Source organism: Nostoc sp. DedQUE12b, assembly GCF_034530835.1.
GTDB lineage: Bacteria > Cyanobacteriota > Cyanobacteriia > Cyanobacteriales > Nostocaceae > Nostoc.
This window is the reverse complement of the sequence record NZ_JAVRCI010000083.1, coordinates 1-19,879: the sequence shown is the minus strand read 5'-3', so window position 1 is coordinate 19,879 and position 19,879 is coordinate 1. Positions and strand designations below refer to the sequence as shown.

The following is a 19,879-nucleotide window of genomic DNA, read 5'->3' as shown; positions in this document are numbered from 1 at the left end:
CTGTTTGTGGGAAACGCAATTGTTAGGAAAAATCCTACACTAAAACAGCACAACAAAGCTGAAACATGGCAACTAAAATTTAAGTCGAAAGTTTTTTGCCTAATATAAAGCAGCTAAGATAATCGTTATAGGGCAGGCTATACGGCTTTGCAAAAGTTAAAAATTAACCAGAGATAGTTATCAGGTAATGAATGCGATGAACAGATTAACCTTCTATATTATTTTGTTACATAGTTTATTTTTAGGGATAGCGACAGCTAGCGCTAAGTCACCATTTGTTAACAATGTTGATCCAGCCAAGCATATTGTTGAAGAAGGCGTGGTTACAGTCAAAAGTGGAGAGAAATCCAATAGTCAGTTATCAACAGAAACTTCTTCAACTAAAATCTCAGCCTTATCATTAAATAATATTAATGTTCCTCAGAAACAGAGGCTACCGTCAAACCACGTTTGGGTAGTTAATCAAAATAAACACGCACAGCCTCAACCGTTTATTTGGATAGTAGAAAATCTCAAACAAGCAGGTCAGCAACCATTTTTGCAAGTTGCCAAACCCCCAGAAAAACCGAATACAAAGCCTAGTAATACCACGAAACCAGCAGCAAAGGATGATTTAGAGCCATTTAACGAAGTAATTAAAAATACCCAAAAGTCAGGAGGATTGTTCACACTTTATCGGAATAAAGAAAAGAATAAGATTTATCTAGAAATTAAGCCAGAACAACTTAAGAAAAATTACCTAGCTACAGCAACCTTGGAATCGGGTATTGGCGAACGGGGTATTTACAGTGGTATGCCTCTGCAAGATTTTTTATTTTATTTCCAACGGGTGGATGATAAATTACACTTTGTGATCCGCAATGTGAATTTTCGCACTCGTGAGGGAGATCCCCAGGTGCGATCGCTGACGCGATCGTTTAGTGACTCTGTTCTCTACAACATTTCCATTAAAAGCATTCATCCAGAACGCAAAACTCTTCTCATTGACTTAGAAGATTTGTTACTCACAGACTTAGCTGGATTATCTGTAGGTTTAGGAGTTCCAAAAACCACAAGCCAGTCCTATTTTGGTACTGCTAAAGCCTTTCCCCAAAACTTAGAAGTTGAATCAGTTTTGAATTACTCTAATAGCGTTGACTCCAACAGTGAAGTAGCAAGCTTTGGGTCGCTAGCTGACAACCGTGGCTTTACCTTGCGCGTCCACTACAGTTTCTCCCAACTACCCGATCAAGATTATCGACCACGCTTTGCTGACGATCGCATCGGCTATTTCATCACCGCCTACCAAGATTTATCCAAAGACGACGATCGCGGCGATTCTTTTGTCCGCTACATAAATCGCTGGCATTTAGAAAAACAAGACCCAAAAGCAGTTATTTCTCACCCCAAAAAACCGATTGTTTTCTGGATTGATAACGCTGTGCCCTTAGAATACCGCGATGCCATGAAAGAAGGCGTTCTTATGTGGAACAAAGCCTTTCTCAAAGCTGGATTCAAAGATGCAATTGAAGTCCGCCAAATGCCAGATGATGCTACCTGGGACCCGGCAGATATTCGTTACAACACGATTCGCTGGATTAATACAGTCGATGGCTACTTTGCGATGGGGCCATCCCGCGTTAACCCATTGACAGGGGAAATTTTGGATGCAGACATTCTTGTAGATGCTAGCTTTATCCGGGCACTCAAGGGTGAATATCGCAAAATCGTCCAACCCAACCAAACAGAAAATCGCACGACTTTATCAGCTTTAATGCAAAATCGTCTACTTTGCGCCAATGGTTTAGATGGGAAAAACAATGGTGTCCCCCAGAAGATGCAAGGACAACAGGGATTGTTGAATCGTTTATCGAAAATGGCAGGCGAGTACGATTTATGCTACGGGATGGAAGCTGCTAACCAGTTTGCCTTTGGTTCACTGGCAATGTCTCTGCTGCCTGATACTATGGCTACTCCAGACAAGGTAAAAGAATATATTAATCAGTATTTACGTTTAATCATCGCTCACGAAGTTGGACATACTCTTGGTTTACGTCATAACTTCCGTGGTAGTACACTGCTACCACCACAGGAGATGAATAATACAGAAGTTACCAAAAATAAAGGTCTGACAACTTCTGTCATGGACTATATTCCCCCAAATATCGCCCCTCAAGGTACAAAACAAGGAGATTATTTTCCGAGTATAGTGGGGCCTTATGATGAATGGGCAATTAAATATGGCTACACAACAATTCAGACATCAACTCCTCTAGCAGAAAAGCCAATTTTGGAGGAAATTGCCGCACAATCCTACAAGCCAGAGTTGAGTTATTCCACAGATGAAGATGTATATGACCTTGACCCCACAGCTGATGCTTGGGATAACAGCTCTAATGTGCTGGTTTATTCTCAGTGGCAGTTAAATAATTCGCGGGTGATGTGGGAACGTCTGGATAAACGTTTCCCAATGGCTGGTGATAGTTATAGCGATGTGAGCGAACGTTTTAGCACAGTATTGGGTAACTATTTCCAGCAAATATATTACACCACAAAATACATCGGGGGACAATCTTTCTATCGCATTCACCCTAGCGAGATACCTGCCGAGAAAGTCTCTGGAGTTCCGCAACGCCGTTTACCATTTGAACCAGTAGCAGTTGAAGAACAACGCCAAGCTTTAGAAACGCTACAAAAATATGTATTTGCAGAAGATGCCCTCACTTTTTCACCAGAATTACTGAATAAATTAGCACCTTCCCGTTGGCGACATTGGGGTAGTTCTCCACAAGTGGGTCGTTTGGATTTTCCCATTCATGACTTGGTGTTACTAATGCAGGGTTCTGTGTTGCGAGATTTACTCTCAGGCGATCGCCTCTCTCGCCTCAAAGATATTGAACTCAAAACTCTTGAAGGAAAAGCACTGACTCTACCAGAACTATTTGACACTTTGCAATCAGGTATTTGGACGGAAGTCATCCAACCAAAAGGTAAACCGATGAAGATCGCTAGTTTGCGGCGAGGTTTGCAGCGTCAGTATTTGGACATTTTGACTAGTATGGTATTGCGAAAAGAAAATGTTCCAGAAGATGCTCGTACTCTAGCTTGGTATAAACTCAAACAGCTTAATGAAAAACTTAAGGGAGTGAATTCCGAGGATGAATATACCAAAGCGCACTTATTAGAAACGCGCGATCGCATCGAGAAAGTATTAAACGCGCCGTTGCAAGCGAATTAAAAAAGTGAGGAGTGAGGAGTTAATAGTAAAATTCCTCACTTTTCTTCTTTTATTCTCATTTTGGCAAAATATATTGATTGTGGGATAAAGGCTTTTTACTTAAGTCTTATTGAATTTACAATGGAGGCGGCTGTATTTTTGAATTTCGATAATTCAATATATGTAAAACTTTATATTCTTCTGAATAAATACGGTTGTCTATTAAATTTATCTTAATATATCAAACAATTAAAGTAATACATAACCTAAAAAAATATTTTATGAATGCCCTTTTTATGACTTTCCAAATATTTATTTGGAGTATACCTTTTTTATTAGCTCTTGCTTTATTAACTTTACTAAACTTCAATCACTTTTTCGGATTCTGGTTACTATCGCCTTATGATTATCCCTTTAGTTATGTCATAGCCTTATTTATTTCACTAGTTTCTAGCATAATTTTGCTTTGGATAATTAAAAATAAAAATAAAGACTACAATCCGATAATCTTAGCTTTGTTTGTATTCATAGGCTGTATATCAAGATTAAGTGTAAATACACAAATTGAATCAGCTCTTAGTGGTTTATTTTCCATGTCTATTGCTCTATTTATATTGGTTACAGGTAATTTAAGAAATCCAGTTATTGCTGAACTAATTATTGGGATAGCAAACACAATCAACCTATTTTTTGCAATTTTGGTTTTTTATACATTTCCTCTTATATTTGTTTTTCTTGGTTGTATGTTCCAAGTTCGTAAACCAATTAGTAAAATCAAAAGATTATTTTATACTACTCCTGCAATATTTATAATTATACTCTTCTCTTTGATAACATTTAAAACTTCTGATTACAATCCATCCCCTGGGTTAATTATTCCAAATCAATTAAGACACTTTTGGGGAATGCAACAATTTCCTAATAAATATCAAGAGGCGATAGAAGAAATTAAATCTTGTTCTGAGATCGTATCTCTGATTGGAGAAATTCAAAATGTTGGATTAGCTGAAGGAAAAAATTACTGGAGCATGGATTTAGATGGCGATGATTGGGCAATAATCAGTCTAGAAATAGTAGGCACAAAAGGAACTGCTATAATAAAAGGCTGCGCTCACGATCGGTTTTGTCACCATCGTATATATGAAGACCATTCAAAAAGTGATGATAAAAAACTATATTATGGTCAATGTTTAGATTAATATAAATATCACCGTAAGAGTATGTTTGAAAAGTCATGATTGATGTATGTATCAAATATTTTTTTACCCCACCCTAACCCTCCCCTTATAAAGGGGAGGGAACCGGATTTTCTTGTTTCCCCCCAATACATCGGGGGAATTAAGGGGGGTAATAATTTGATTAAAATCACAACATACGACTTTTCAAACAACCTCTAAGCATAAATATCAAATACCATTGATGCCTCTAACTGTGATATACGCTGAACGGTAAGTAATTTTGTATTTAGCATTTAGCAGTGCCTTTAAACACTTATAACGATTTTTTAAATAAATCATTTATCAAAACTATTATCCAGCGCAGTCAAATCAATCTGATAGTTTATGATGTGGAAACGGAGGAAATTATCCGATGGCAGATTTAGATAAATATCGAAGCTGTATTCGCCAATTACTTACAGAATATGCTCAACACGCCTCCTCTGATAATGAAATTGAAGCTCAAACAATTTTTGACGGAGAACAAGACCATTACCAACTGATATATACTGGTTGGTAAAATAGACATAGGGTTACAATTGATGTGGTTGAGATAAGAGCGATCGCATTAAAATATTTTATAAATACAGCAGTTTGCAAGTAAGTGAGGTACAAAATGCAGGACTCAAAATCAGAATATACAGAGTTTCTGCCTCCTGCCTGCTGCCTCAAAACCTATAGCTTTGTACTTCATGCAAATGAAAACTGCTGTATCTTGAGTTGATGTGGCAGGATATCGAGGCAGCGCCTGTCAAGTTAGATGAAATCTGTAATCACAACCAAAGAAATTGAAGTTAGTTATAGCAATCATTACCTCAAGATAAAAACTATGTGGAGCTTAATTATATTTTTACTGATTGTACTGGGCTTCATCGCCCTCATCAAAGGTGCTACTTCATCTGGTAGAAACAGTTCCCGTAAAAGTCGTAGAAGCAATGGTAACTCTTTTAGTAACAGCGACAGTAGTTGGTATGTTGATAATACTGGAGGAAATGATTCCAGTAATCGCTATGACTCCAGCAGTAGCAGTAGCAATGATTCTGGCAGCAGTAGCTGTGACTCCAGCAGTAGCAGTAGCAATGATTCTGGCAGCAGCAATAGCTGTGATTCTGGCAGCAGCAGTAGCTTTTAGTTAGGTAATGGCTAGTAAGAGGGCGGGTAAGATTGGAGGGTCGCCCCTCCGCACTTCCCTAAGAACCGTGCATGTGGTTTGAGACTATTTTCTGGATGTTTTTTGTCTAAGTACCACTAACTACTCAACGCTTTTAAAAATCGTTGCAAACTTTTAAACACACTGGGCTTTCTCGCAGGTGTCGCATCTGTTGTTGTTTGTGGTTGTCCTTTTAAAACAATGAGATCCAAATCATCACCAGATGGTTTTGTGGGTAATTCGGCAATTCTTTGATATTCGCCGTCGGTTTCTAGCCAAACTTCCCACTGTCCTGGGTAGCAGCGATATAGGGCACTTTCATCGTCTATGGGGCGCACGTAATAGGCAGATTCAATGGTACTGATAAAGCGATCGCGGATTTTTCTCGCTGTATAACCAATGCCCACGGTTCCAGAATCTTCTAAACGGGGATTTAACAAGACTAAAGGGCGATCGCCTATTACTTCACACAGCTTTTCCAACTGTGGCACTTCTACCGATGTGGGGGCGATGAATAAAAAAATTTCATCCTCTGGCTGAATTTTTGTCTGCAAAGAAGCAGCCCTACCCGTACCAATATCCAAAATTTGAAATGGTGCATCTGCCCAATCACGCCGGGCTAGGGCCGCAGCGCCAGCGTCAGCAAAGAAAATCTTCAAACGGGAATCATAATCTGTAAACGCCGGTAGAAATTGTTCCGCTATCGGCATAAACTTCAGTTCCGGGAACAGGAACTCAACTTGTAAGCGGGTACAGCCATCTGCAAGGGCAGCTTGAACGGCTACACGAGATTGGGCGATCGCATCTTCAAGACTATTTGGAAGTTCACTCATAATCTGCATGGTTCTGTAGTGTCTATTCCCATTGTTTCAGTATTGGCTCTTAATTAGGACTTACGCAGACGAGATCGCCCAATCCCCTGAAAATGAAGGGCTTTTTCATTATGAGAACCGCTATATCGCCATGATGCGATCGCCTCAACCAGTTGAAAAATATTTTATTCCAATATTGGGTTTTGTTTTTTATAACTTTAGTTATATCTCTATTGATGATTAATAGTGTTCAACTTGAGTATTAACCTAATAATCTAAAAAATAAATCATCAAATATCTCCATTGAACTCAGTCGCCAGCAGGAGGATACTTAGCGCAATATTTTTTACACTGGCGAATAAACCTTATAAACAACTTAGGAATAGCCTATGCCTCTTCATAAACTTGAACATTTTGACCAAAATTATCGAGAGACTTTTGGCGGAGACGATCTCAAAGCGCTGGATCTTTATACTGACGGGGGGGACAGAGTTGGCTCAGTTGCTGACGTTTTAGTTGATGATGATGGTCATTTCCGGTATTTAATTATTGATATCAGCTTAGATTTTGTTAGCAAGAAAATATTACTACCAATTGGTCTTTGCCGGATCATTTATCCAGAAAGACGGGTCTATGTTGATGGGTTGAGCAGACAGCAAATAGAAGGTTTACCCGATCATACAGAAGACGCGATCGTTAATAATGATTACGAAGAAAAGGTACGTAGTGTATTTCGTTCTCCAACCAGCGGTGTGACTTATGATCGGGATACATACAATTACCAAAAAGATCCAGATTTATATGGGTTGAATGAGCAATCTCATCAAACTTTTAAACTTTATGAAGAACGATTAATTGCCAGCAAACAACGCATCAAAACCGGTGAAGTAACAGTTGGGAAGCATATTGAAACAGAAACTGTACAAGTTACAGTACCCGTTCAAAAAGAACGAGTTCTGATTGAACGAGTTACACCAACAGAAGCAGGAAAAGTTGTAAATCCCAATGAACTTCAGTTTCAAGAAGGGGAAGTAGCACGCATAGAAGTGTACGAAGAAACTCCTGAGATACGTAAAGAAGCGTTTGTGCGTGAAGAAGTTCGGGTGAAGAAAGTAGTAGAACGGGAGACTGTGGAAGCACAAGATACCATACGTCGGGAGGAATTAGATATTGATACTGTGGGTAATTTAGACGTGCAATAAAATGCGATCGCTAGACATGAAGCTATTTAATTAGCTGGATCATAAATTTGTTTAGTAGATTGATTTCAAATAATCATACAGGCAAAGTTAATTTTTATCTCTGCCTGTGTTTATTTTATTCAAAAACAAAATTCCCGACTTCTTAGAAAGTCGGAAATTTGGAAATTCAAAATCCTCGCATTTTTTTGAGAAACAAATTATTAGAGATACAAAAATACAAAACTTTGTAGTGTAGTGAGAGTTTAAAATTCTAATATATCTATCTGGCAAATTCTGTGTACTAAAGCTAGACATATCTTTACAAAAGTAAAGTGAGATACTCCCAATCTCATATCTCCAGTTAGCCATATCACTTAAAATTATCTATAACTTTTGATTATTTGGCACTGGAAATAATTCATTCGGCAGAAGGATGTATAAAAATAAATAAATGTCTAGTTTAGTTATTAAGAGATTGAGAAAAAAATAATTTGAGGTACAAACATAATGGTTCTTTACAAACTAGAAGATTTTGAGCCTAGCTATCAAGAGAGTTTTGATGGCCATGACATTAAAGGTCTGGGTGTCTACACACAGGGAACTGATGAAAAAGTTGGTACTGTTAGCGATATTTTAGTTGATGAAGAAGGTCATTTTCGCTATCTAGTTGTTGACTTAGGCTTCTGGATTTTTGGTAAAAAAGTATTATTACCAATTGGCCGCGCTCGTATCGACTATAACGTTGATCGCGTTTACACAATTGGCTTGACTAGAGAGCAAGCTGAAGATTTGCCTGAATTCAGTGAACGTCAAGCTCTTGATTACGACTATGAAGAAAGGGTGCGTGGGGTATATCGCCAACCCACAGACTACACTCCTCCTGTAGAAGCTTCAGCACCATTAGACCCTTTAGCAGCACCAGTAGCCACACCATTAGCTACAACTCCTACTTACGCCCGTGATAGCTACACTTACGAGCATGAGCCTGCTTTATACGGGTTAAATGAGCAAGATCATCAAACTTTGAGATTGTACGAAGAACGGCTGATTGCCAGCAAACGACGCCAAAAAACTGGAGAAGTAACGATTGGCAAGCATGTTGAAACTGATACCGCACGGGTTGCAGTGCCAGTAGAAAGAGAACGAGTTGTGATTGAGCGTGTAACTCCAGCAGATGCGGGTACGGCTGTTTCTGGGCGCGAAGCAGACTTCCGGGAAGGCGAAGTTGCTCGCATAGAAATCCACGAAGAAACTCCTGATGTTCGCAAAGAAGCATTTTTGCGGGAAGAAGTCAGAGTTAGAAAAGTTGTCGATCAAGAAACAGTTGAAACTCAAGAAACTGTGCGTCGTGAAGAGTTAGATGTTAATTCTGGGAATCTTCCGATTGAAGAGCGCTAACTAAACATAGTCATTAGTTACTAGCTAATGACTAATAATTCATTTTATACAGTACAGGTGAAGCTATTGAATTGGCTTTACCTGTCCTTACAATAGCTAATACCACTTACAATACTTTTCGGATAAACCCAACAATCTATCTTTATCGTCTGGGGAAAGGTTAAAGGGAAAGGAGTAAAAGTAAATTCAAACCCTTTTCCTTTAACCGAAAAGTATTGATACCACTTAGAAGTTCGGATTGCAAATATTACTCTAGACATGAGTAGATATAAGCTTAGATAAATCCATCGATCGCAAATATTTTCTAAATGCTATCCAGATGATTAATAAATCGAATTTAGCTAAGTAGAAAGCAGTTAGTAAACTTTCCAGATGAACAGCCAAACTATGGCAAAAAACACTTTACAGCCAAAGGGTAATTCTCGCACCATCTCCTCGCTGGCAGATTTAAGAAAGAAGGTGAACAATTTTGCTGTGTTTGATAATCAAGGTCAGCTAGTAGGAGTAGTTCATGATTTAATTGTGGATAGTAATCGTCGGCTAAACCTCGTTATATCTAACCAGGCTAATCAAAAAACTGCTGAATATAGCCAGCAGTTAGCTGATAAACATCCTTCTTTATTTCAGTTGCAGAGCCAGAGAATAAAAAAAATAGACAAGCCGACTCAATCTGTTTTCATAGACTTAAACAAATCAGAAATTGAATATATGCCTGAATATTTAGAATCAGAAACACCAGGCGATTTTAACTCAACTGAGCAACTAGCTAACAATAAAATTACAAATAGCTCAGTTGAGCCATTAAATAATTTAGAACAGGTTCCTGAAGAACAGATTATTCGTCTACTAGAAGAACGACTATTTGTTGAAAGCAGTAAGCGTAAAGTTGGTGAAGTAATTGTTCGCAAAGAAATTGAAACCCGGATGGTACAAGTTCCTGTCCGGCGTGAAAAGCTGATTGTGGAACAAATTAGCCCAGAACACAAACAACTCGCAGAAATTGATTTAGGACAAGGAGAAATTCTTGGCGTTGATTTGACCGAAGTAGAAAGACTTGAAGCTACACATGACAACGGTTTGACGGTAAGCGGCGAATTTAGCTCACCTAAAATTGCTAATTTATTATTGAATGCGATCGCACTAGAGGGAAATCACGGCTGCAAGCAGGTGCGTGTTACCATTGCTGTTGAAGATGAGTCGCACCAGAAAAAATACCAGGAGTGGTTTGACCGCTGTTCTAAAGGTCAATCACTAAAGCCATAACAACAAGTTTTTAATAAGTTTCTAGCAGATAAATTAGTAGGGTGGGCATTGCACACCCTATTTTTTTGCTGATTAGATACAAAAATGCTAGTAAAAATATTTATTTAAGCTAAAAATTTCACTCTTGTTGACTGGTTCCCAACTTCTAGGCTCTTAACCCATTCTGGGAGGCTCCGCCTCCGATCTTCTTGACAAGAGGCAGAGCCTCTTTTAAATACATTCCCAGCCTGGAGACTGGGAACAAGGCGACACAAGCCTTTGGGCTTTTCTTAGTACCATTCTGTCTAGAGTGAATGTCTCTAAAGCAACTTAATTTACAATACTAAGTGGTTGCCGTTCTTTTGGCTACTTGCAATGAAATTTCGACTGAAGAGACTTTCACCCAAGAAACGACAGCGTTTGATCTCACCGATTAAGATTCAAGTTCAAAATGGAAAACTTGAGATTATAGGTATGGGTGCATGGCATTCATACTGGCGCGATCCCTATCATCTGCTGCTAACGATTCCCTGGACTGGCTTTCTGCTGCTAATTTGTACTTTCTATATAACTATTAATGCTCTCTTTGCCTTAGCTTACTTGATAGGAGGAGATTGTATTGCCAACGCCCGACCTGGCTCTTTTTTAGATGTCTTTTTCTTTAGCGTGCAAACCCTAGCATCTATTGGCTATGGGGCAATGTATCCGAAAACAACTTACGCCAACATTATTGTCACTATTGAAGCAATGATCGGTTTGGTGGGAATTGCTGTGATGACGGGACTAGCCTTTGCTCGATTCTCTCGACCTACAGCCCGTGTACTCTTTAGCCGTGTTGCTGTCATTACAGTTCATGATGCGATGCCGACTCTGATATTTCGCAGCGCTAATCGGCGTCGCAATATGATTCTGGAGGCGCAGATGCGAGTCTACTTGATGCGCGACGAAGTAACCCTAGAAGGACAGTTCATGCGTCGGTTTCACGATCTCAAACTGGTGAGGAACCAAACACCTAGCTTCACGTTAAGCTGGTCAGTGATGCATGTCATTGATGAGTTTAGTCCTTTGTATGGGATGACACCAGAATCTTTAACCCAGACAAATACTATACTGATTGTCTCTTTGAGTGGCATTGATGAAACGGTTGCCCAGGTTGTCCATGCCCGTCATAGCTATAGTGCCAATGAGATTTTGTGGAACAATCAATTTGTCGATATCTTTCACCACACACCTGATGGACATCGCTACATTGATTACAATCGCTTCCACGATGTTTTACCTTTAGACTGAAGACGTAAAATTCCTGAAAGTTACTCGGAAGTCTGATTGAGTGGTGCTTGTAAGGGTTTAACGACCACCCGACCATTTTCAATTACAGTACAACTTTTAACCGTGCTCTTACTGTGGTTAACTGGCACATCCTGGCACTGGTTTTGGTGGGAGATATTTTGCTCTTGTTGTTGGTTGAGGACGACAACACAACAGGCGCAGGAAGCAAAGGACATATAACTTAATTTTGATCTCTATATCTATTATCGCGCTACTGATGCTGTTTGACTGAAAAATTTGCTACTCATGTATTTTGCTCGTTCAAAGCTCCTGTCAAATTTATGGTAAGTACTTGCTTTATTGTGCTTGTAGCCTGTTTGATATATCTAAACCAATTCAACAGGAAAGCGGTTATAGATCCCGCCCCGCTTTCCTCCCAGCCTAAACAAGTTTAAGCAGGGTTAGATAGTGGGTTTTTCTAATGAAAAAATTTTTGAGATATCTGGGTTTAGGTTTGCTATCTACGTTCTTGACTGCTACTCCCGGATTAGGGGCTGAACGCATTAGCTTTTATTATCCTCCCTTCGGCGAATTTTCCTTATCGGTGGATTCGCTGGAAACCTTTGCGAAAGTTGGCAAAATCGATCAAGATTTGTCATTTTATGCTAGTCGTGCGACTCCTGAACAACTCGCTCAACTGCGGGATCTACTCCAGCAGCGCTTTAATGTCACTCCTACATTAGTATCTCAAGTTACCTACTCACCGATAGGTGAGCAGTTGGTGCAACAACTGGGAAAATTACTCCTCACTGAGTCTCGAAATAATGGCTTTTATGCCATACGTGCCTCTTTAATTTTGTCTGCTGCCGATCAAAAAGAGGGGTTAACAGTGGTGAATTTACTGCGGAAATTTCCTAGCGATACTATACGGGTGAATTTCACAGAGGGGTTAAGGATAGTCGATGACTTGTCGCAATTGATTAAAAGAAAAGATGAAGTTTTTGCCTCTCTGCAAAAAGAATCGATCGCTCAAGCAGCCACTTCCAATATTGATTTCTCTCAAAAACCAGATTTGCGATCGCCAGGAAAATTCACTTGGCAGAAAAAAAGCCTGGAGTTGAATGACATTTCTCGCTCACGCCGTCTACCTGTAGATATGTATTTGCCAGAAGCAGGTTCACAAAAAGCTGGAGAATTACTCTCGCCTCCCTTTCCCCTGATTGTAATTTCTCATGGACTGGCTTCAGATCGCTCTACCTTTGTCTACCTGGCTGAACATCTAGCATCTTATGGTTTTGCCGTTGCTGTACTGGAACACCCTGGTAGTAATGCCGAACGCTTTCAACAATATTTTGCAGGTTTGGCAGGGCCGCCTGATGCAACTGAATTTATCAACCGACCTTTGGATATCAAATATCTACTCAATGAACTCCAGCGTTTAGATAAATCCGATCCCACACTCCAGGGAAAACTGAATTTTCAGCAAGTTGGGGCGATCGGTCAATCCTTTGGTGGTTATACTGTTTTAACTTTAGCAGGAGCCAATATTAACTTTGAGCAACTAAGGCAAGATTGTACTCCCGATACTTCATCCTTTAATTTGTCGCTCTTCTTGCAGTGTCAAGCAACTGAGTTACCTCCAAAAAATTACGAACTCAAAGACGATCGCATCAAAGCCATCATTGCCATTAATCCCATTGACAGCACAGTTTTAGGTCAGGGGGGAATCAGTCAAATTAAAACTCCCGTCATGTTGGTAACAGGTAGTCAAGATATTTTCGCCCCACCCGTATTTGAGCAAATTCGCCCCTTTACCTGGCTTTCTGGCTCTAATAAGTACTTGGCTTTGATCGAAAATGCCACCCACTTTTCAGCGATCGCCGAACCTACTCCTGAAAACGATGTCTTACCTGTGCCACCCGCCTTGCTGGGCCCCGATCGTGCTGCTGTTTATTCCTATCTCAACGCCCTCAGCGTTGCTTTTTTAGAAACCCATCTCCTCAACCGCCCTGAATATCGTTCTTATTTGCAGCCTTCCTACGCTACATTTATCAGCAAAGAGCCACTTAATCTCAGTATTTTACAGTCGTTGTCGGTAGCTCAGTTTAATCAAGTTTGGAGTGGGTCAACTCCCCAGTCTAGCAAACCATCAAATCCTCAACCTACTTCTACCCCTTATCAACCTTTGAAGCAATGAAACAGCCCTGTTGCTTTTGCAGGGGGATTGGAGGGATCAAAAGCCCTCACCCTAAATCCCTCTCTCAAAGGAGAGGGACTTTGAAATGAACTTTAAAATTGACTCCCCTTCTCCCAAGTGTGGGAGAAGGGGTTGGGGGATGTAGCTCGCTTCCCGTAGGGTGGGCTAGTTTTACATTCGTAAATCCTAAGTGGTTCTCAATGGCGTGGAATACAACAAAAAGCCTACAAATCTGTTAGCAGCCTTGCTTTTCTCAGAATAAATGTCATTACGGTTTCTTTTTTGGAAATGATATCAGCTGTAACTTCCATCCCTGATTGAATGGGATAGGATTTATCGCCCTTTTTTAAATAAGGTCTTTCTGCCTCAATTGTCACCTCATAATAGGGTGGAATTGGATTGCCGTTAACTTGAGATGTTATAGCGTCGGCGGTTATGGCTCTAACAGCTCCTTTGAGGATGCCGTAATCTGGGTATGGATAGGCAGAAAGCCGCATTTGTACTTCCCCCTCTGAACATTTTGTTACTTGTACGACTTTACACACCTGTACTTTGCTAATATCAGAAGCCGCAACACGGGCCTTGATGACGAGAGGGCCCTTACTAGGAGCAATTTGAGCGATCGCATCCCCAGCACGAACAACTTGCCCAGGATTCCTTAATTCTAGTTTCAGGATAGTACCTGCCTCTGAAGCCTGAATTACAGTTTTTTGCAGTTCTGTTGAGAGTTGTTTTAGCTCTTCTTGAGCGCTGCTGATTTGATTTTGAATTTCTACTTGACGCCCAATAAGTTCTTGTCTTTCTTTGTTCAATGCAGCTACGGTAGACTCACCCTTTGCCTGTTCTTGGGGAATCCTTTCTTGGGCGATCTCCACATTTGCGTTAGTGGGATTGAGTCCGGTTTTGATCCGTTCTAATCTGGCAAGTGCTGCTTTAAAAGCTTGTTCTTTTTCTTTAATCTGTAGACTTGCGATCGCTCCAGTATTTGCTAGCTGCTGATATCGCTTCAGTTCCTCCCTCGCTAACTCCACAGAGGCTTCTACTTCTTCCACTTCTGCCTGAGTCGTAATTTGCTTGTCTTTATAATCCCGTTGATTACGATTCAGGTCAGCTTGTGCAGAGATAACGGCCCGCCGCATCGAGTTGGACTCAGCTGTGATTTGATTCTGTAGCGCTCTTAGTTGTGCATCGATTTGGGTTCTTTGTAAATGATTCTGCCGGATATTTCCAGCAATTTGGCTTTTTTTACTTTGTAATTGGGTGTCGTAGAGCAGTGCAATCTCATCTCCCCTTTTCACAACTTGATTTTCTTTCACCCTAATGCTTCTAACTGTTCCCTCTACTGATGCTTGCACTAACCGTATTTCTCCCGTTGGACGGACAGTACCATCTGCTCTCACGACTATATTGTATTGAATGACACTTGCAAGACCGAAGGCAGCGCCAACACTTCCAATTAAAAATATCCCTCCCAGCCATGTCCAACTGCTAATTGGAGGAAGATATTCGTCGCTTTCAACTGGGCGGAGAAAGTCTGGTTGTGGGTCAATAAGCATATAAGTTAAAAAATATTTTGGTTGTGCAAACAATCTAGCAAATAGCTAGCTAGTATAAGAAGGTAATCGTTATGAACTTTGTACACTACCAAGTATGAAAATGCGAAGCGACATTACATCTATATATATAGATATCTATTGAACGAGCATTTTCAAGTTAGGAGCCTCCTTTCTCACTCTGAGAGGTTGTTTGAAAAGTATTATTGCTAACATTTAAGCCTCAGATATCTAACGTCCTTAACCCCCTTTTCTAGAAGAAAAGGGAGGATTTCAAAGCCTCTCGACCTTTTAGGAGAGGTTTGGAAAGGGTTTTTTAGTATACTTTGCGACTTTTCAAACATCCTCTGAAACCTTAATCTTCTTAGCCTCTTCCCTTGGGAGAAGATAAGCCGCTTGTCTTAGAGGTTTCTGCATCAGCAATAGCTAAAAAGTAATCCATAGCCTAAGTCTATATAACAATTAGTGCCTTTTAGTAAAAACACTAAATCTTTATAATTTTCTTCTAAAATTTTACCTTTTCTTTATTTCCTTGCCAAAATTTCTATAATAAAGAGAAAACTTTTCTTTTCTCTTCTAATTAATAAGTAGTTAAGCTAGTTTAAAAGCGTTGTTATTACAATCTTTTATCTATTTTCAATAGTTTCTGTATAAGCAAAGTACAAAAAAAAAGAATACTTACGTGATAATACGTAAAATAAACCAATCAAGTAAAATTTTTGAAGTTCTCTAAATTTGCTTTTTCATAATTTTGTATAACAAAATACTATTTAACTGATTTTATACTCTTTATTTAAGGTTTTGTCTCTAATTAACAGTATTAATACGTTAATCTTCTTACTTTTTTAGTATTAAATCAGACATTAATTATTATAAAAATCTTTATACGCGTATATATTTTTGCCATACAATCAAATCCAGAATATTTATCTCTTTAAAAAGAATAAAATTCATGGTTTTTTCAGAAAACAGTATAAATATTAGCCAAGTAGTATCTTTACTAAGAATTTGTAATACATATTTCTTAAGAAAATAGTGGTTTTATTAAACTAGTTTCACCCATATAATGTTCGTAACAGCACACAAGCACTCATGAATGCCTTGTTTGCATTGATGAATGTAGTGTGATGTTACTAAATCCCAACAATCAATCAAGTGAGAACTAAAATCATGGCAAGTGTACTATTTACCGAATTAACCGCTATTGAAGAAGCCAATCTCTCTGGTGGCAAAAAAACTGTCGTGAAGGTTAAAATTAAGCAAATTTCCAAAGGCGGCAGCGTCAAGATCGATGATGACAACGAATTTGGTGACGATGCAACTATCGTTGGAAATGCTGGTAACACCGCCGATGTCAATATTGATATTGACGATTAAGGACGCCCCTGGAAACTTATAAAGTTCAGGAGCGGGGAAATAATAAATGTAAAGACACGATTAAGCGCATCTTTATAGGCATACAGTCATGCAAATAATTTACCCTGTTGCCGCAGGTTAAATTACTTATGCGTATGGCTTTATTGCTAATCGGCTTAAGCTTAGGAGCCATAAGGTGTTTCTTTATCGTAGTCATACTAACATACGTTTATTCTTACCCACCTACTTTTCTTCAATAAACTTAACAAAGTCTTATTGATGATTGCCTACTAGCAACTGTCAATAAGACTTCGATGCTACTTTTACCTCAAAATATCCATCACTTTTGAGTAGTCGTAAAGACAAGTAAGCATAGTAAAAGTTGATACAGCCTGTATCAACTTTTATTTAACAAAGCGAATTTAATATAACTAACGTAAGTTGCTGGTTACATTCCTCTGAACATCAAAATCTGATATTTTGTCTAGTGTATTAGAACTATAGTATGACTAAAGTATGGGCTACATTTTTAACCATGCAGGGATAAGACCCTGCTATTTTTTTGGGTTTTGTCACGATGTTATTGGATACTGGAGTGCAAAATGAAATACCAAGTTGTTACACAACATAGTGAAGAAGATTGTGGAGCTGCTTGTCTTGCTTCCATTGCCAAACACTATCGGCGCAACTTTACACTAAATCGCATCCGGGAAGCTGTAGGCACTGGTCAACTAGGAACAACATTGTTAGGACTGAGGCGGGGAGCCGAGGCGCTTGGTTTTAATGCACGCTCAGTCAGAGCATCTAATGAAATATTAGACCGGATGAACCAAGCACCACTGCCAGCAATTATTCACTGGAGAGGCACGCATTGGGTTGTTTTGTATGGTCAAAAAGGTAAGAAATATATAGTTGCTGACCCAGCCGTTAATATCCGTTATGTCTCTAAAAAAGAGTTAATGGAGGGTTGGTCAGATAAAGTGATGCTTTTACTAGAGCCAGATTCGGTTCGCTTTTATGCTCAACCTGATGATAAAATAGACGGCTTTGGGCGCTTTATACGGCGTGTATTGCCTTATCAAAGCATACTATTCGAGGCTTTTTTGTGCTCCCTACTTATCGGTCTGCTTTCATTAACTTCTCCATTTTTAATCCAAATTCTGACGGATGATGTACTAGTTCGGGGTGACACCCAGCTTCTTGCTGCTGTAATTATTGCCGTTGTGGTGATGAATATTGTGTCAAGTAGTTTAAAACTAGTTCAATATAACCTGATTGCCCATTTTGCCCAACGGCTGGAGTTAGGATTAATTTTAGAATTTGCTAGGACAATCCTGCGGTTGCCTTTGACTTACTATGAATCGCGTCGTAGTGGCGAGATTGTCAGCAGATTGCAAGATATTCAACAAATTAATCAACTAATTTCTCAAGCAATTATTAGTTTACCAAGCCAATTATTGATTGCAGCAGTTTCTTTAAGTTTCATGCTGTTCTATAGCTGGAAACTTACCTTAGTTGGTGCGATTATTGCGATTGTAATGAGTTTGTCTACGATTGTTTTTCTGCCTACACTTCAACAAAAAATCAGAAGTGTCTTAGTCTTAGATGCAGAAAACCAAGGTATTCTAGTTGAAAGCTTTAAAGGCGCTTTGACACTCAAAACCACTACCGCCGCTCCCCAGTTCTGGGAAGAATTTCAGAACCGATTTGGTCGTTTAGCAAATCAAACATTTCGCACAATTCAGATTGGAATTATTAACGGCATTTTCTCTAGTTTAGTTTCTAGTATTGGCAGCATTAGTCTGATTGGTTTCGGCAGCATCCTAGTTATTAACAAGGAACTTAGCATCGGTCAACTGCTGGCATTTAACGGGATGAATGGTAATTTTTTATCATTCATTAGTACTGCGCTCAACTTTATAGATGAATTCACTCGTGCCAAAACTGCTACGCAACGCTTAACAGAAGTTATCGATTCCACACCGGAAAATCAAGGCGATACTAAAAAACCTTTTACGAAGATTCCTGGCAATGCTGATATTATTTGCACAAATCTCAACTTTCACTACGCTGGGAGGCTAGAGTTACTGCAAGATTTCTCCCTAACTATTCCTGGCGGTAAAGTTATTTCCCTAATTGGTACATCAGGATGTGGTAAAAGTTCTCTCGCTAAACTGATAGCAGGATTATATACACCTAATTCTGGTAATATTCGCATTGGTATTTATAATCTACAAGACTTAGCCCTTGATTGTTTGCGACAACAAGTCGTCCTTGTTCCCCAAGAAGCTCATTTTTGGAGTCGCTCTATTATTGATAATTTTCGGTTAGGTTCTCCTCACGTCACTTTTGAGCAAATTGTCGCTGCTTGTCAAATTGCTGAGGCAGACGATTTTATTAGTAAACTACCTGAAAAATATCAAACTGTATTAGGTGAATTTGGCTCAAATATTTCTGGTGGACAACGGCAAAGATTGGCTATAGCAAGAGCCATCATCAACGATCCACCAGTCCTAATTTTAGATGAATCAACGGCTGGACTAGATCCTGTAAGTGAAGTTAAAGTTTTGAATCAGTTATTATTGCATCGCCAAGGCAAAACTACGATTCTGATTAGTCACCGTCCGAGAGTAATTGCCCGTGCTGATTGGATTGTGCTACTAGATCAAGGCAAATTACAAATCCAGGGAACTGTGGAAGACTTGCGTGCCCAACCAGGAAACCATTTAGACTTTTTAACCCCTTAATTAAGGGACTTCCAAATAAAAAAATATCCAATTATTTATTGTGGGGTGGGCGTCTCGCCCGCCCTTGATTACGGGCGGGCAAGATGCCCACCCCACAAGATTGTATAGTTTATTTCTTGGAAATCCCTAAGCTAATGGACTTTATAGCATTTTTCAGGTATTTAGGTCATAACTTAGATGGAGAATAGGGAGTGGTGTCAATACTGCGTAGGTTTTGCCTAAAAAATAGAAATGTGTAGCGACTGTTTTAAAAGTCAAGCGTAGGCGTAGTCCGCACTTCGACAAGCTTAGTGACCATCGTAGACATCGCTTTGTTTGTGGAGATTTATGAAAGCGATGGCTACAGCGGGCTGCTACGCCTATGCACCTGTGTACTCGACGCGGTGCGACAAAGTTTGAACTACCTCAACACGACATCGGAGTACCTCAACACGATTTTGGAGTACCCCAACACGATTTTGGAGTACCCCAACACGATTTTGGAGTACCTCAACACGACTTCGGAGTACCTCAACACGATTTTGGAGTACCTCAACACGATTTTGGAGTACCTCAACACGA

16 protein-coding genes are annotated in these 19,879 nt (G+C 39.5%); 12 read left to right on the top strand and 4 right to left on the bottom strand.

Going from position 1 to position 19,879, the window contains the following annotated elements; translation table 11 throughout:
* Nucleotides 1-196: 196 nt before the first annotated feature.
* From RMY16_RS27500 to RMY16_RS27485, 5 genes are all read left to right on the top strand, one after another.
* Nucleotides 197-3,217 carry a zinc-dependent metalloprotease gene (locus RMY16_RS27500; protein WP_322739028.1) on the top strand — a complete coding sequence of 1,007 codons (3,021 nt, stop codon included), beginning with the start codon at nucleotides 197-199 and terminating at the stop codon, nucleotides 3,215-3,217.
* A 260-nt stretch (nucleotides 3,218-3,477) separates the two neighbouring features.
* A complete protein-coding gene (locus tag RMY16_RS27495; protein WP_322739027.1) occupies nucleotides 3,478-4,395 on the top strand; it encodes a hypothetical protein in 918 nt (305 codons plus the stop codon).
* A gap of 278 nt (nucleotides 4,396-4,673) precedes the next feature.
* Complete coding sequence (locus tag RMY16_RS33175; protein WP_416211710.1) at nucleotides 4,674-4,799, top strand: element excision factor XisH family protein; 126 nt, start codon at nucleotides 4,674-4,676, stop codon at nucleotides 4,797-4,799.
* Nucleotides 4,787-4,933: an element excision factor XisI family protein gene (locus RMY16_RS27490; RefSeq protein ID WP_322739026.1), complete on the top strand. Its 147-nt coding sequence runs from the start codon at nucleotides 4,787-4,789 to the stop codon at nucleotides 4,931-4,933. The genes RMY16_RS33175 and RMY16_RS27490 overlap by 13 nt, the downstream gene beginning before the upstream one ends.
* Before the next feature lie 367 nt (nucleotides 4,934-5,300).
* The gene (locus RMY16_RS27485; protein WP_322665987.1) at nucleotides 5,301-5,549 is read left to right on the top strand and encodes a hypothetical protein; all 249 of its coding nucleotides are present in this window, start codon (nucleotides 5,301-5,303) and stop codon (nucleotides 5,547-5,549) included.
* A gap of 112 nt (nucleotides 5,550-5,661) precedes the next feature.
* Here RMY16_RS27485 and RMY16_RS27480 read toward each other — a convergent pair whose 3' ends face one another.
* Nucleotides 5,662-6,396 carry a DUF1995 family protein gene (locus RMY16_RS27480; protein ID WP_322739025.1) on the bottom strand — a complete coding sequence of 245 codons (735 nt, stop codon included), beginning with the start codon at nucleotides 6,394-6,396 and terminating at the stop codon, nucleotides 5,662-5,664.
* 368 nt (nucleotides 6,397-6,764) lie between these two features.
* On the opposite strand from RMY16_RS27480, the gene RMY16_RS27475 reads away from it, so the two are divergent.
* From RMY16_RS27475 to RMY16_RS27460, 4 genes are all read left to right on the top strand, one after another.
* Nucleotides 6,765-7,577 carry a DUF2382 domain-containing protein gene (locus RMY16_RS27475; RefSeq protein ID WP_322739024.1) on the top strand — a complete coding sequence of 271 codons (813 nt, stop codon included), beginning with the start codon at nucleotides 6,765-6,767 and terminating at the stop codon, nucleotides 7,575-7,577.
* Nucleotides 7,578-8,063: 486 nt separating this feature from the next.
* Nucleotides 8,064-8,954: a DUF2382 domain-containing protein gene (locus RMY16_RS27470; protein ID WP_322739023.1), complete on the top strand. Its 891-nt coding sequence runs from the start codon at nucleotides 8,064-8,066 to the stop codon at nucleotides 8,952-8,954.
* A 387-nt stretch (nucleotides 8,955-9,341) separates the two neighbouring features.
* On the top strand, nucleotides 9,342-10,217 hold the full coding sequence (locus RMY16_RS27465; protein WP_322739022.1) for a YsnF/AvaK domain-containing protein: 876 nt from the start codon (nucleotides 9,342-9,344) through the stop codon (nucleotides 10,215-10,217).
* Nucleotides 10,218-10,571: 354 nt separating this feature from the next.
* The gene (locus tag RMY16_RS27460) at nucleotides 10,572-11,486 is read left to right on the top strand and encodes an ion channel (RefSeq protein ID WP_322739021.1); all 915 of its coding nucleotides are present in this window, start codon (nucleotides 10,572-10,574) and stop codon (nucleotides 11,484-11,486) included.
* 20 nt (nucleotides 11,487-11,506) lie between these two features.
* Here RMY16_RS27460 and RMY16_RS27455 read toward each other — a convergent pair whose 3' ends face one another.
* On the bottom strand, nucleotides 11,507-11,701 hold the full coding sequence (locus tag RMY16_RS27455; RefSeq protein WP_322665996.1) for a hypothetical protein: 195 nt from the start codon (nucleotides 11,699-11,701) through the stop codon (nucleotides 11,507-11,509).
* Between the two features lie 245 nt (nucleotides 11,702-11,946).
* On the opposite strand from RMY16_RS27455, the gene RMY16_RS27450 reads away from it, so the two are divergent.
* A complete protein-coding gene (locus RMY16_RS27450) occupies nucleotides 11,947-13,662 on the top strand; it encodes an alpha/beta hydrolase (RefSeq protein ID WP_322739020.1) in 1,716 nt (571 codons plus the stop codon).
* A gap of 224 nt (nucleotides 13,663-13,886) precedes the next feature.
* Here the strand turns inward: RMY16_RS27450 and RMY16_RS27445 are convergent, their stop codons facing one another.
* Nucleotides 13,887-15,218: an HlyD family efflux transporter periplasmic adaptor subunit gene (locus RMY16_RS27445; protein ID WP_322739019.1), complete on the bottom strand. Its 1,332-nt coding sequence runs from the start codon at nucleotides 15,216-15,218 to the stop codon at nucleotides 13,887-13,889.
* 1,167 nt (nucleotides 15,219-16,385) lie between these two features.
* Here RMY16_RS27445 and RMY16_RS27440 point away from each other — a divergent pair.
* On the top strand, nucleotides 16,386-16,592 hold the full coding sequence (locus RMY16_RS27440) for a hypothetical protein (RefSeq protein ID WP_322739018.1): 207 nt from the start codon (nucleotides 16,386-16,388) through the stop codon (nucleotides 16,590-16,592).
* A 581-nt stretch (nucleotides 16,593-17,173) separates the two neighbouring features.
* Complete coding sequence (locus RMY16_RS27435; protein WP_322739017.1) at nucleotides 17,174-19,318, top strand: peptidase domain-containing ABC transporter; 2,145 nt, start codon at nucleotides 17,174-17,176, stop codon at nucleotides 19,316-19,318.
* 359 nt (nucleotides 19,319-19,677) lie between these two features.
* Here RMY16_RS27435 and RMY16_RS27430 read toward each other — a convergent pair.
* Nucleotides 19,678-19,879, bottom strand: a 202-nt coding sequence (locus RMY16_RS27430; protein WP_322739016.1) for a hypothetical protein, incomplete at its 5' end; no start/stop codon positions are given.